Annotated in this window: 9 protein-coding genes and 1 pseudogene; 8 read left to right on the top strand and 2 right to left on the bottom strand. The window is 69.0% G+C overall.

What is annotated here, in order from left to right; translation table 11 throughout:
- Nucleotides 1-972, top strand: a pseudogene (locus Van01_RS00050) (SDR family NAD(P)-dependent oxidoreductase).
- Nucleotides 973-1,002: 30 nt separating this feature from the next.
- Here Van01_RS00050 and Van01_RS00045 read toward each other — a convergent pair.
- Nucleotides 1,003-2,430: an aldehyde dehydrogenase family protein gene (locus Van01_RS00045; protein ID WP_203997445.1), complete on the bottom strand. Its 1,428-nt coding sequence runs from the start codon at nt 2,428-2,430 to the stop codon at nt 1,003-1,005.
- 218 nt (nt 2,431-2,648) lie between these two features.
- Here Van01_RS00045 and Van01_RS00040 point away from each other — a divergent pair, with 218 nt between their 5' ends.
- The 3 genes from Van01_RS00040 to Van01_RS00030 all read left to right on the top strand — a co-directional run bounded on the left by Van01_RS00040 (nt 2,649) and on the right by Van01_RS00030 (nt 5,198).
- A complete protein-coding gene (locus tag Van01_RS00040; RefSeq protein ID WP_203997442.1) occupies nt 2,649-3,485 on the top strand; it encodes a helix-turn-helix transcriptional regulator in 837 nt (278 codons plus the stop codon).
- Nucleotides 3,486-3,637: 152 nt separating this feature from the next.
- Complete coding sequence (locus tag Van01_RS00035; protein WP_203997440.1) at nt 3,638-4,690, top strand: trypsin-like serine peptidase; 1,053 nt, start codon at nt 3,638-3,640, stop codon at nt 4,688-4,690.
- Nucleotides 4,691-4,799: 109 nt separating this feature from the next.
- Nucleotides 4,800-5,198, top strand: coding sequence for a carboxypeptidase regulatory-like domain-containing protein (locus Van01_RS00030; protein WP_203997438.1), 399 nt, complete (start codon nt 4,800-4,802; stop codon nt 5,196-5,198).
- Between the two features lie 44 nt (nt 5,199-5,242).
- On the opposite strand, the gene Van01_RS00025 is transcribed toward Van01_RS00030, so the two are convergent.
- On the bottom strand, nt 5,243-5,743 hold the full coding sequence (locus tag Van01_RS00025; protein ID WP_203997435.1) for a MarR family winged helix-turn-helix transcriptional regulator: 501 nt from the start codon (nt 5,741-5,743) through the stop codon (nt 5,243-5,245).
- A gap of 180 nt (nt 5,744-5,923) precedes the next feature.
- On the opposite strand from Van01_RS00025, the gene Van01_RS00020 reads away from it, so the two are divergent.
- From Van01_RS00020 to Van01_RS00005, 4 genes are all read left to right on the top strand, one after another.
- The gene (locus tag Van01_RS00020; protein WP_203997433.1) at nt 5,924-6,640 is read left to right on the top strand and encodes a TspO-related membrane protein; all 717 of its coding nucleotides are present in this window, start codon (nt 5,924-5,926) and stop codon (nt 6,638-6,640) included.
- Nucleotides 6,641-6,868: 228 nt separating this feature from the next.
- Nucleotides 6,869-10,798, top strand: a complete 3,930-nt coding sequence (locus Van01_RS00015) for a ThuA domain-containing protein (RefSeq protein WP_203997432.1) — start codon at nt 6,869-6,871, stop codon at nt 10,796-10,798.
- Between the two features lie 161 nt (nt 10,799-10,959).
- Nucleotides 10,960-11,550, top strand: coding sequence for a TetR/AcrR family transcriptional regulator (locus Van01_RS00010; protein WP_203997430.1), 591 nt, complete (start codon nt 10,960-10,962; stop codon nt 11,548-11,550).
- Between the two features lie 136 nt (nt 11,551-11,686).
- Nucleotides 11,687-14,621: AfsR/SARP family transcriptional regulator (locus Van01_RS00005; RefSeq protein ID WP_203997426.1), on the top strand; the 2,935-nt coding region annotated here is incomplete at its 3' end.

Genomic DNA, 14,621 nt, shown 5'->3' with positions numbered 1-14,621 from the left:
ATGGACGACAACACGAAGACCCGCTCCCGCGTCGTCACCCCGTTCGGACCCCGGACCACCGCTGCGGAGGTGCTGGACGGCGTCGACCTCACCGGCCGTCGGATGATCGTCACCGGCGGCGCCTCCGGCCTCGGCACCGAGACCGTACGCGCGCTTGTCGGCGCCGGAGCGGAGGTCACCATCGCCATCCGCAGGCCAGCCGTCGCGGACGATCTGGTCGCGCAGCTGTCAGCACTGCCGGGCTCGGCCCGCGCCGCCCAGCTCGACCTGTCCGACCTGGCCTCGGTCGCCGCCTTCGTGGCGGACTGGCAGGGCCCGGTGGACGCCGTTGTCGCCAACGCGGGGATCATGGCCGTGCCGAACCGTGAGCTCAGCGCGCAGGGCTAGGAGGCGCAACTCGCCACCAACCACCTCGGGCACTTCGCGCTCGTCACCGGCCTGCACGACAACCTCCGGGCCGCCGAGTCAGCGCGCGTCGTCCTGGTCAGCTCGGGCGCGCACCTACGGGCACCCTTCGACTTCGCCGACCCGCACTTCGCCGAGCGCCCGTACGACCGCTGGTCGGCGTACGGCCAGTCGAAGACCGCGACTGTACTGTTCGCCGTCGGCATCGCCAACCGCTGGGCGGACCAGGGCATCGTCGCCAACGCCGCCAATCCCGGCTACATCCTGACAAACCTCCAGCGGCATCTCGACGACGAGACGATGCGTGCCTTCGGTGTGCTTGACGAGGCAGGCAACCGGGTCCCGTTGGACTACTACAAGACACCCGAACAGGGTGCGTCGACCTCGGTCCTGCTGGCCGCATCGCCCCTCGTCGAGGGCGTCACCGGGCGGTACTTCGAGGACAACCAGGAGGCCGAGGTGGCACCGGCGCCGGCGGAGGCCGAGGCGGGGGTCGCCCCGCACGCTCTCGACCCGGCGGCGGCAGAGCGCCTGTGGACGTACTCGGAGCAGGCCCTCGCGGCCTGACCGGCGGCGCCCCGGCCGTTGCGGTCCTGGTCAGCGCTGGATGGACTTGGTCTCCAGGTACTCCTCCAGACCGGCCCGGCCGAACTCGCGTCCGTTGCCGGACTGCCGGTAGCCCCCGAACGGGGCGTACGGGTTCCACTGGCCACCGTTGACGTCCACCTGACCGGCCCGCAGTCGCCTGGCGACCGCGAGCGCGTGCTCGGGCTCGCCGAAGACACCCGAGGTGAGGCCGTACATCGTGCCGTTGGCGATCTCCACCGCCTCGTCCTCGTCGGCGTACCCGATGATGGTCAGGACCGGGCCGAAGATCTCCTCCTGGGCGATGGCGGAGTCCGGATCCACCTCGGCGAAGATGGTCGGCCGCACGTACGCCCCCTTCTCCAGCCCTTCCGGCCGGCCGGGTCCGCCGAACACGAGCTTCGCCCCGTCGGCGACACCCCGTTCGATGTAGCTCTGCACCTTCTGCCGGTGTGCCTCGTACGCCATCGGACCGATCCGGGTGCGCTCGTCGTTGGGGTCGCCGACGGTGTACTGGGCGGCGGCGGCCACCGCCAGGCGCACGACCTCGTCCTGGCGCGACGCCGGCACCAACATCCGTGGCCACGCGCCGCAGACCTGCCCGCCGTTGGCGAAGGCCATCATCACGCCGGTCTCGACCGCCCTGGGCAGGTCGGCGTCGTCGAGGATCACGAAGGCGCCCTTGCCACCGAGTTCGAGCGCGACCCGCTTGACGGTCTCGGCGGCGACGGCCGAGATCCGCCGCCCGGCTCTGGTCGAGCCGGTGAAGGAGATCATGTCGATGTCGGGGTGCGCCGAGATCGCCTCGCCGACGACATTGCCCGTGCCGTAGACCACGTTGAAGACGCCGGCCGGCAGGCCCGCCTCGGCGGTCACCTCGGCGAGGATCCGTGCGGTCAGGGGCGCCACCTCAGACGGCTTGAACACCATCGTGTCGCCTGCGATCAGGGCTGGTGCCAGCTTCGACACGATCTGCTGCAACGGGAAGTTCCATGGCGTGATCGCCCCCACCACACCGATCGGCTCACGAACGATCAGGGAGTTTCCGACCTCCTCGGTCCACGCGAACTCCTCGGCCAACGTGGCGAACGAGTCGGCGACCGCGACCGGGAAGCCGACCTGTGCGGTACGGGACATGCTCAGCGGCGAACCCATCTCGGCGGTGATCGCCGCGGCGATCTCCTCGCTCCGCTCGCGCAGGCCCGCGCCGATGCGGCGCAGCACGGCGGCCCGCTCGGTGGGCGGGGTGGCGGCCCAACCGGGAAATGCGGCCCGCGCGGCGGCGACCGCCCGGTCCACGTCGGCGGCAGTGCCGGCGGGCACCTCGGCGACGATCTCCCCGGTCGCGGGGTTGCTGACGGTGATGGTCCGGACGGTTCCGGCGGGGACCACCTCGCCGTTGATCCAGTGTCCGGCGGGTGTCTGGGTGTTTGTCGTCATGGGCCGAGTCTTGGCTTGTCCCGCGGGGCCAACCAGGCACAGCCGATCCGTGGTTGGCAGGTCGCCCGCCAGTGGCCCGGATCCCCGGACAACCAGAACCTGGCTGGCCGGGCCCGCTCGTGCCAGCCTGGGAAACAGTCCCGGGCCTGCGGTTGTTCAGCGGTTGAGGGACATACGCCGGACGACGCTCCGGTGGTGCGGAAGCGGAGGGGGCCGCCATGGACCGCGCTCGACTCGCGGAGTTTCTGCGGAGCCGACGCGAGGCACTCCAGCCCGAGGATGTCGGGCTGCCGCGCGGGCACCGGCGGCGGCGCACCGGCGGGCTCCGCCGCGAGGAGGTCGCCGCCCTCAGCGACATGTCGGCCGACTACTACAGCCGGATCGAGCAGCAGCGCGGTCCGCGTCCGTCGGAACAGATGCTCGCCTCGATCGCCCGGGGGCTGCGGCTGTCCGTGGCGGAACGGGATCACCTGTTCCGGCTCGGTGGATACCCGGCGCCGCAGCGGATCCGGCGCAACGACCACGTCAACCCCGGCATGATGCGGGTCTTCGACGGTCTCGGCGACGTCGCCGCCCAGGTGGTGAGCGATCTCGGTGAGACCCTGACGCAGACCCGGCTGGCAAGTGCGCTGCTCGGCGACGACACCCGGCACACCGGCCTGGCCCGCAGCCTGCACTACCGCTGGTTCACCGATCCGGACAGCCGACGAATCCACCCCGAACAGGACCATCCGACGCAGAGTCGCATCATCGCCGCTGACCTGCATCGCGCGTACACCCGTGACGGCCGGGACTCGCGAGCCGGGGAGATCGTGCACGCCCTGCTGACCCAGAGCGCCGAGTTCGCCGAGCTGTGGCGCGAGCATCCGGTCGCCGGGGCGTACTGCGCGCCCAAGCGCATCCGGCACCCCCACGTCGGGCTCCTCGAACTGCACTGCCAGGTCCTCGTCGACCCCGACCAGTCGCAACTGTTGCAGGTCTTCACCGCCACCCCGGGCAGCGAGAGCCACGACAAGCTCCGACTCCTGTCGGTCGTCGCCGGCCAGTCGATCTGATCCGCCCGGCGATGCGCCCGCGCCGACACGAGGTGCGAACTGTCCGAAACCGAACGTAGCGCTGTCGACGGACAGACAGACACGAGTGTGGATCAATCTGGGCGATATAGCTTGCCCATCGGAAGCGTCCAGCTTCGATGAGGAGGGCTCTCGTGAGGTCCACACCGTCCAGCAGAACCCGACCGAGGATCATCCTCGCGATCGGGATCACCACCGTCCTGGCCTCGGCGTTCGCCGCCGCACCGGCCACCGCCGCGCCGACCACCGAGGCGCCGACCACCGCCGCCCGCACCGAGGTGCACGGCGCGGTCGCCGACTCCGGTGCCGTACCCGCCGCCGTCGCGCTGCCCACGCAGCGTGGGCTCAACGGGGTACGGGGTTCCGGCAGCTCCGGCTCCGCCGGCACCGGCAAGGCCGGGCCGGGGGGCAGCCGCTTCGACGCCGGGGGTCGTCCCGCCGCCTCCGACGGCGACTCGATCGGCATCCAGAGCGTCATCGGTACCGACAACCGGGTCCGGGTCGACCCGACCACCGTCTTCCCGTCCAGCGCCATCGTGCAGATCGTCCGCACCACGAACGGCAGCACCTGGGGCTGCACCGGTTGGCTCTACGGGCCGAGCATCATCGCCACCGCCGGGCACTGCGTGCACCCGGGCGGCGGCCAGAACGGCGGTGGCGGCAACAACTTCTACCCGCGCGGAGACTTCCAGATCATCCCGGGCCGCAACGGGGCGTCGACACCGTACGGCACCTGCACCGCCACCCAACTCCTCTCGGTCAACGGCTGGACCCAGAGCGGCGACGAGACGTACGACTACGGTGCCATTCGGCTGAGCTGCGCCGCCGGCAACAGCACCGGTTGGTTCGGCATGTGGTGGCAGGGCGCGTCGCTCACCGGCACCGCGACCACTGTCAGCGGGTATCCGTGCGACAAGACCTTCGGCCAGCAGTGGCGGCACGCCGGGCAGACCGTCGCGGTCACCCACGACCGGCAGGTGTTCTACCAGAACGACACCTTCGGCTGTCAGAGCGGCAGCCCGGTCTACCAGACCCGGGCCGCCGGCAGTTCCTGGTGCGTCGGGCAGTGTGTGATGGCGATCCACGCGTACGGGCTGCACGGCTCATCGCCACACTCCACAAACAACCACGGCACCCGCATCACCGAGAGCGTCTTCAACAATCTGATCACCTGGCGTAACAGCTGAACCGAGCCGACCGGGCGGGTGGGCGCGCGCGAGCCACCCACCCGCACGGAACCGACGTCACCCTGAGCACGTCTCAGCTACTGTCCGTCATTGAGTTGAGGGGGCAGTCATGAGCAGGACGCGTCTCGGGGTGCTCGCACTCCTGATCGCCGCGCCGTTGCTGATCGGGGCGAGCCTGCTGGCGTTCGGCGGCGACACCCCCGTCTCAGACGACGGACCGCCGCCCCCGGCCGGTCGCTCCAACCCGACCGGCACCGTGACCGGCACCGTCACCACCCCGACGGGTGAACCGGTACGTTCGGCGTCCGTGCAGGTCGCCCCGCTGGACGAGCCGGCGCCGGCGATCCCCGAGATCGGCGTCCTCACCGGGGACACCGGCCGGTACGAGTGGCGACTTCCGCCGGGCCGGTACGAGATCACGGTGAGCACCGGCGATCGGAGCAGCGACCCGCAGACCGCGACAGTGACCGCCGACCAGGTCACCCGAATCGACTTCACCCTTTCCTGAGCGGGCCCCTGCGGCTGGCCACAGCCGGTCACCGCCACAGCCGGTCACCTGGCCGCGCGGCGATGCCCTCCGGTCCCGGCGTTGAAGTGCTGGTAAGCGGCGACGACCTCGCCGAGAAACCGGGCGATTGTTCGTCGGTCCTCACCCGAGTACGTCTTCAGGACCTCACCGAGCGCGTCTTCGAGCGGTCGAAGCTGCCGTCGGGCGCTGTCCAGCGCGTCGGGGGTGGGCTCCAGGGTCAGCCTGCGGCGGTCGTGGCGGTCTCGGCGACGAGCGAGATGACCGGCTCGTTCGAGTCGGTCGACGAGCGTTGTCGCGGCACCCGAGGTGAGTCCGACAAGCGCTCCCAGCTCGACCGGGCCGAGCGGACGCTCGGCTGTCAGGAGGTGCTTCATCGCCTGGTACTCGCTCGGACCAAGGTTGAGCCGGCGTCCCAGCGTGACGTCCAGGGCCGCCGCCGCCACCACGAGTTGGTGCAACGCCCAGGAGACATCCTCCGGCGAGGGCTCGGTCCCGCGCTCCGCTGGAGCGTTCCCGTCCGACATCGCTCCATGATACGTTAGCTTGATAATCAAGCTACTTTGCGGCGGAGGTTCGCGCGGCGCGACATCGCGACGAAGCTCGAAGACCGGGGAAGGTGCACGAGCATGACCAGATCGTCGACACCGGACGGACCTGTCGAATCATCCGAACCCACCACCACGGATCGCCTACGCGCAGCCTGCATGGTTGCCGCAGCTGGACTGATGGTGCTCGTGCCCACTCTCGGCCCGGTCATCGCCGGCACCGAGGAAGGAGCCGAGGAGTTCGACACCGAGATCACCCCGCCGGACTACGCCTTCGCCATCTGGGCGCCGATCTTCGCCGGTGTCGCCGCCAACGCCATCCAGCACGCCGTACGACCCGCGGCAGCCGTCAACCGCCGCACCGGGTGGTGGCTCACCGCCGCCTACGGCGCGAACACCGCCTGGTCCGTCGCGGCACAGGCGAACCGCTTCCAGTACACCCCGTACATCCTTCCCCTCGCCGCGGCGTTCGCCGGCACCGCACACCGGCGCGCCCAGGCCGGTCGACCACACGGCCCCGACCGCCTGGTCGCCCCCAGCAGCGGCCTGCTGTTCGGTTGGACGAGCGTCGCCTCCGTCGTCAACGTCTTCGCCACCCGCAGGCGCGGCAGATTCGCACCGACGACAAGGTCCGGCCGGACAGCGGCCCGTCTCGCGGTGCTGGGAGCCGCCGCCGCGCTGGGCACGACGATCGCCACCAGCAGGCGTGGCTACACACCGATCGCGGTGGCCGGCGGCTGGGCCCTGGCCACCAGCGCCGCCAACCGCGAACGCCCGGTCCGAACCCGAGTGTTCAACGCCACCGGAGCCGCGCTCATCGTGGGTACGACAGCGATCCGGTTGTGGACCGACAGACGGTGCAGGCACCGGGCCTGAGAGTGGCTCGAAGATCGTCACCAGAAAACTCCCTGACCTGCCGAGATAACGCTCTCACGAAGTTGCCGGGAAGGCTTGACGCGCCAGCGACGCGACCGTAACGATGTATGCACATGCCTCACGCTCGCATCGGCGACGGCGCGTTGAGCGGGCCACGAGCATGCCCAGCACCACCTCCACCCCACCCAGGCGTGATCGGCGCACGCTGTCCTCGAAAGGACGACCACCGTGCGCAGATCTCTGAGATCGTGGCTCGGCGCCGTACTGAGCGCGATCCTCGTGGCCGGCGGCATCGTCGCCGTGCCACCCGCAGCCACTGCCGCCCCGTTCACCGTGCTTGTCTTCAGCAAGACCGCCGGATTCCGGCACGGATCCATCGTCCCCGGCATCGCCGCCATCCAGCAGCTCGGTGCGGCAAACGGGTTCACCGTCGAGGCCACCGAGGACGCGGCCCAGTTCACCGACGCCAACCTGGACCGGTTCGCCGCGGTGATCTGGCTGTCCACCACAGGTGACGTACTCAACGCCAGCCAGCAGACCGCGTTCGAGCGGTACATCCAGGGCGGTGGCGGGTACGTGGGCGTGCACGCCGCCGCCGACACCGAGTACGAGTGGCAGTGGTACGGCGGGTTGGTCGGGGCGTACTTCGCCTCGCATCCGGCCAACCAGACCGCGACCATCAAGGTCGCCGACCAGGTGCACCCGTCCACCGCCTCGCTGCCGCAGCGGTGGACCCGACTGGACGAGTGGTACAACTACCGCACCAACCCACGGGGCAGCGTGCACGTGCTCGCCACTCTGGACGAGACCACCTACACCGGCGGCGGCAACGGGTACGACCACCCGATCTCATGGTGCCAGAACTACTCAGGCGGCCGGGCCTGGTACACCGGCCTCGGGCACACCGATGAGTCGTACGCCGAACCGAACTTCCGTACCCACCTGCTCGGCGGCATCATGAGCGCGGCCGGTGCGGCCGAGGCCGACTGTGGCGGCACCGTGACCAGCAACTTCCAGCAGGTCGAGTTGGCGAAGGGCGCAGCCGAGACGGGCGAGCCGATGAGCCTCACCGTGCTGCCGGACCGGGGCGTGTTCCACACCTCGCGCAACGGTGTCATCCGACACACCGACGCGGCCGGCAACACCAAGGTCGCCGCCACGCTGCCTGTCTACACCGGCGACGAGGAGGGTCTGCAGGGCATCAAGGTGGACCCGAACTTCGCCACCAACCGCTGGGTGTACGTGTTCTACGCGCCACCGCTCGACACCCCAGGTGGCGGAGCGCCAGCCACCGGAACGCCAGCGGACTTCGCCCGGTGGGACGGCGTGAACCGACTGTCCCGGTTCACCGCCAACGCGGACAACACCATCAACCTGGCAAGCGAGACGCTGATCCTGGACGTGCCGACCAGCCGGGGCATGTGCTGCCATGTCGGCGGTGACATGGACTTCGACGCGGTCGGCAACCTGTACCTGTCCACGGGCGACGACACCAACCCGTTCGAGTCGAGCGGGTTCACCCCGATCGACGAGCGAGCCGGCCGTAACCCGGCCTTCGACGCCCAGCGCACCTCGGGCAACACCAACGACCTGCGCGGCAAGGTGCTGCGGATCAGGCCGAGCGCGGCCGGCGGGTACACCATCCCGGCCGGAAACATGTTCGCGCCGGGCACCGCGCGGACCCGTCCGGAGATCTATGCGATGGGCTTCCGGAACCCGTTCCGGATGAGCGTGGACAAGGAGACAGGCGTCGTCTACCTGGGTGACTACGGTCCGGACGCGGGCACCGCCGACCCGAACCGGGGTCCGGCGGGCAACGTGGAGTTCGCCCGGATCGACAAGCCCGGCTTCTACGGCTGGCCGTACTGCACCGCCCGCAACGACGCGTACAACGACTACACCTTCCCGTCCGGCCCGTCCGGCCCGAAGTTCGACTGCGCCAACGGGCCGGTGAACAACTCGCCGAACAACACAGGTCTGACCCAGCTGCCGCCGGCCGTCCCGGCCTGGCTGCCGTACGGCGGTTCCGGCTCGCCGCCGGAGTTCACCGGCGGCGGTCTGTCGCCGATGGGCGGACCGGTGTACCGGTTCGACCCGGACAACACCTCCGCTGTGGCGTTTCCCGAGTACTACGACGGGACGTACTTCGCCGGTGAGTTCGGCCGCCGCTGGATCAAGAACATCAAGCTCGACTCGACCGGCCAGCCGCTGAAGATCAACCCGTTCCCCTGGACCGGCACCCAGGTCATGGACCTGGAATTCGGGCCGGACGGCGCGCTCTACGTGCTCGACTACGGCACCGGCTGGTTCAACGGCGACGCCAACTCGGCCCTCTACCGGATCGAGTACGCCCGCGAGGGCAGAGCCCCACGGGCTGTCGTCTCGGCCACCCCGACCAGCGGCGTCGCACCACTGACCGTACGGTTCTCGTCGGCCGGCACGCTCGACCCGGACGGCGACCCGTTCACCTACGCCTGGGACTTCGACAACAACGGCACCACCGACTCGACCGCGACGAACCCGACGTTCACCTACACCGCGAACGGCACCTTCAGACCGACCCTGACCGTTCGGGACACCACAGGCAAGGTCGGTACCGCGAGCACCGTCATCACTGTCGGCAACAGCGCCCCGGTGGTCACCGTGAACACGCCGTTGAACGGGTCCACGTTCACCTTCGGTGATGCCATACCGTTCTCCGTCACGGTCACCGACGCGCAGGACGGCACGATCGACTGCGCCCGGGTGAAGGTGAACTACGTTCTCGGCCACGACTCACACGGTCACCAGATCAGCAGCGTGCAGGGCTGCTCCGGGGTCATCCAGACCTCGGTCGATGGCGAGCACGACACCGCGGCGAACATCTTCGGCATCATCGACGCCGAGTACACCGACCTCGGTGGCGCCGGTCAGCCACCGCTCACCACGCACACCCAGGCCGTCCTCCAGCCACGGGTACGCCAGGCCGAGCACTTCGGCGACTCGTCAGGCATCCAGGTCGTCACCCCGGGCAGCGCGCACGGCGGAGCGGCGATCGGATACATCGACAACAACGACTGGATCTCGTTCCACCCGTACAACCTGACAGGCATCCAGTCGTTCAGCGCCCGGGTCGGTGCCCCAGCGGACGGCGGCGGCACCCTCGAACTGCGGGTCGACTCGCCCACCGGACCGCTCGTCGGTCAGGCGACAGTGGCGCCGACCGGCGGGTACGCCACGTTCGCCACGGTCACCGGCGGGATCACCGCCCCGACCGGTACCCGCACCCTGTTCCTGGTCTTCAAAGGCACCGGACCGTACTTCGACATCGACGAGTTCACCCTCTCGACCAGCCCGGGCGGCGGCCCCGGACCTGGCCCGGAACCGGGCGCCAACCTGGCCCAGGGCAAGCCGGCCCGCGCCTCGAGCGTGCAGGACGCCTTCGTCGCCGGCAACGCGTTCGACGGCGCGCTCGGCACCCGGTGGTCCAGCGCGTTCAGCGACCCACAGTGGATCGATGTGGACCTCGGCGCCAGCTACGCCATCAACCGGGTCAAGCTGACCTGGGAGGCGGCGTACGGCAGCGGGTACCAGATCCAGACCTCGCCGGACGGGGTCAACTTCACCACCATCCGCACCGTGACCGGCGGCGACGGTGGCGTGGACGACCTCACCGGGCTGACCGGCTCCGGCCGGTACGTCCGGCTCACCGGCACCACCCGGGGCACCGGCTGGGGCTACTCGCTTTTCGAGTTCGAGGTGTACGGCGGCACCAGCGGGCCGCAGCCGGGCACCAACCTGCTGCTGAACAAGCCGACGCTGACGTCCAGCAGCGAGGGAGCCGGCATGTCCGGCGCCCAGGCGGTGGACGGCAGCCTCACCACCCGCTGGTCGTCGGCGTTCTCCGACCCGCAGTGGATCCGGGTCGACCTCGGCAGCCCAACCGCGATCGGCCGGGTCAAACTGAGCTGGGAAGCGGCGTACAGCAGTGCGTACCGCATCCAGACCTCGAACGACGGCACCACCTGGACCGACGTGAAGACGGTGACCGGGGCCGACGGCGGGGTGGACGAGCACACCGCGCTCGGCGCCAATGGCCGCTACCTACGGATCTACGGCACCGCCAGGGGCAGCGCCTGGGGTCACTCGCTCTGGGAACTGGAGGCGTACACCAGCTGAACCGAACCACCGCAGTCGTGGCCGGCACGGAGAACCCGTGCCGGCCACGGCAGGTCCGGCCGCTGAGCACAGCGGTTCGTTGTCATGATCGAGCGCTCGATATGCGACATTGATGTCGCAGAAAGCAACACCGTTGTCGCGGGACATGTTAGCGTCCGGGTGTGCAGTCAGACCCCGATGTGCCATCGCCGGCACGTCGCCGCACGCGTCAAACGATCATCGAGGCGGCAATCGCCGCGTGGGTCCGCGACCGCGACGTCACCCTGAGTGAGATCGCCGACCACGCGGGGACCCATCGGGCCACGCTGCACCGTCATTTCCCAGGCCGGGCCGATCTACTGGTTGCCTCGATCCGGCACAGCATCGGCGAGATCGCCGATGCGACAGAGGCCGCCGCCATCACCCAGGGACCGCCGGTCGACGCCCTGAACCGACTCGTGGCCGCCTACCTGACGGTCGGCGACCGCATCAGGTTCCTGTTCGAGGACCACACCGTCGCCAACCACCCCGCCGTCGCACAGTTCGCCGCAGTCGGCGGCCCGGTCATCGATCTCATCCGTCGGGGCCAGGCGGACGGCACCATCGACCCTACCGTTCCATCGGCCTGGATCGAGCGATCGATGTGGGCGTTGGTCTACGCGGCCTCCGAGGCCGTCGATGACGGGACACTGGCGGCCCACGAAGCCCTGCCCGTGCTCCTGCGAACTGTCAGTGATGGCATCGTCCGCCATCCTCGGCGCGATTCATCCTAGATCTTTGTCTTGCCGGCCCTGGCGGCGCGGCCAATCGACATGCGGCCATGAGGCTCTCTTGCTCGCGGCCGTCCGTGCACTGCTCCTCGCGGCGTAGACGCCAATGTAGGTCCTCCGGGGAGGGTGCCTCAACGGAGTGGGTGTTCCATTGCATGAATCTCTGGACGTCGAGTTAGACGATGCGGCTGCGCCGGCTCCCGCACACGAGTTCCGCCTTCTGGGCCCGGTCGAGGTGGTCAAAGGCCACGAGTTCGTCAAGGTGGGTGGTCCCCGCGAGCGGGGCATACTTGCGATGCTGCTGTTGAATGCCGGCCGCGTGGTCCAAATTGATCAGCTCGTGGAGGCAGTGTGGTTCGATCAGCCACCGCCGTCGACGGCACGTAAACAGGTACAGAACCGAGTGAGTTCGCTGCGGCGAATTCTTTGCTCTGCCGAGGCGGATACCGGACGCATCGTGGCGCACGGCAGCGGATATGCCTTGCACGTTGACACCATGCAGCTCGACCTGGCTCGATTTCGTGAGGGTCTTCGGCAGGCGGATTCACTCACCCATCGGGGCGAATATCGCAAGGCAGCCGACAATCTACGGCAGGCGCTAGGCCTGTGGCGAGGCCGGGCGTTGGATGGCCTACGCGGCCCCTCGTTCCAGTTTCAGGCACGTCGGCTGGAGGAGATGCAGGCCCAGGCGTTTGAGCGACGGCTCATCCTCGACATGACGCTCGGCCGGCACCGAGAGCTGATCCCGGAACTTGTCGCCGCGACCGCGACGGCACCATTCAACGAAAATCTGTATCAACTGCTGATTGTCGCCCTGTACCTCGCGGACCGGAAGGGCGAGGCGCTAGAGGTTTACCGGCGGGCACGGGCGACGTTATCTCACGAGTTGGGGGTCGAACCGGGCAAAGCCCTCCAGGAACTCCACCGCTACGTCCTGGACGGTGCCGATGTGCTGGGCTGGTTCACCGCCAGCCACGGTGTCCCCGGTACGGTTCCTCAACCTCGACACGGATCGGCGCGCGCGGCCACAACCCAGTCTCCTGCGCCCCGACAGTTGCCGCCGGCCGCTCCCGGATTCGTTGGCCGCGCGCACGAGATCCGCATTCTCGACGGCATACTCAACGGGGCCACCGGCCCCCCGGTCGTCGTGATTTGCGGAACGGCGGGTATCGGAAAGACTGCCCTGGCGCTGCACTGGTCCCACCATGTCGCCGACCGCTTCCCCGACGGCCACCTCTACCTCAACCTCCGCGGGCACCGCCCCTCGACGACAATGACCACAGTCGAGGCGTTAGGCCAGATGTTGCGCTCGCTCGGCCTTCCACCGACCTCCGTGCCAGAAGATCTCGACGAGGCGGCTGCCCTCCTGCGGTCGATCCTCGCCGACCGACGGGCACTGGTCGTCCTGGACGACGCCGCCTCGGTCGAGCAGGTACGGCCGCTGCTGCCCGGTGGCCCCGGCGCCTTCACGATCGTCACCAGCCGCATTCGGCTAGCCGGCCTCGTCGCGCGAGACGGCGCCAAACTCATGTCGATCGACATCCTTGCCGAGGACGAAGCGCAGTCGCTCCTGGCGTCCACGATCGGCCCGCAGGCTATCTGCGAGCCCTCCGAGATGGCCCGTCTGGCACGGCTGTGCGCCTATCTCCCGCTGGCCCTTCGCATCGCCGCCGCGAATATCGCCACCCGCCACGGCACAGTCGGCAGCTTCCTCGCGGCCCTGACCGATGGCAGCCCGCTGAGCGCGCTTGTCGTTGACGGCGATTCGGACACCGCCGCACGTAACGCTTTCTCGTCCTCCTACCGGCTCGTGCCGGTCGCTGCCCAACGCATGTTCCGCCTGCTCGGAACCATGCCCGGCGACGACTACACCGTCGGCGCGGCTGCCGCCATCGCCGACATTTCCGACGAGGAGTCAGCGCGCCTGCTCAACGTCCTGCACACCGCCAGCTTGGTCAACAAGGGCGCCCCGTCCCGGTACCGCCTCCATGACCTACTACGACACTTCGCGACAGAGCTGGCGGCAGCCGACGAGAGCAACGCAGCCTTCGAGCGCCTCGCCGCGTGGTACCTGTCCCGAGCGAGGGCAGCAGCCGGGGCGCTCTATCCGCAACACACGCGCCTGCCGCCATCCGCCGACGAGGTCGCTGACCAGCGGTTCACCTTTGCTGGCAACGCAGCCGCTCTGACCTGGTTCCACCTGGAGTGGGCGAACATCACCTCGGCGATATCGACAGCCGCGCAGCGCGGCAATCCCGTCGCGTGGTACCTCGCCGACCCACTGCGGGGATACCTCGCCCGGCAACTCCATATCCCCCAGTGGCGAACGATGTGCGAGACGGTCAGGCAAGCCGCCGCCCAGGCGGGTGACGCCGCAGCCCAGGCAATGGCTCACCTCGGTCTGGCTCACCTGCACCACTGCCTAGGGCGGCCACGGCACGCTGTTCGTGAGCTGGAAGAGGCGGCGGCACTGGCAACTCGGGCCGGCTGGCGCGACGGGCTGGAGACCGCGCTGAACAACCTCGGTATCGTCCACGCCGAGTGGGGCAAGCTCGTCAAGTCCATCGAGTATCAGGTTGAGGCCGTCCGCCTGAGCGGGACCCGTCCCAACCGGCCGCCTGACATGCTCCACGGCGATCGGCTTGACAAGCCGACCTATTCATTCCTTCAGACCCTGCCTGGTGGTGCAGTCGGCGAGGTCCGGCTTGTCTGGCACGAGCCGCTGCAGCGGATGCTCGTGCAGAAGACCATCGACCTTCTCGGGCTCGAGGACGCCGTCGCCTACCGGGAGCCGAGACTGCTCGACCGAGTCGAACACGATCACGTCGTCAAGATCCGTGACGCCCAGCCGGACCGCGACATCCAGCACGGTCTGACTCTCGTAATGGACTATCTGGCCGGCGGGAGCGTGCACAGCGCTCTGCAAGGCGGTCATCGTTTCGGGGTCCGTCGGGCGTTGGTACTGGTAGGGCACATTTTCGACGCACTCGACCATTTGCACGTTAAGCACGGATTCTCGCACCGCGACGTCAAGCCAGGAAACGTACTACTTGACGAAAGCCGGGAAACGGCTT

The organism is Micromonospora andamanensis (assembly GCF_016863495.1).
Classification (GTDB): Bacteria; Actinomycetota; Actinomycetes; order Mycobacteriales; family Micromonosporaceae; genus Micromonospora; species Micromonospora andamanensis.
This window is presented reverse-complemented; position numbering and strand designations above follow the sequence as displayed.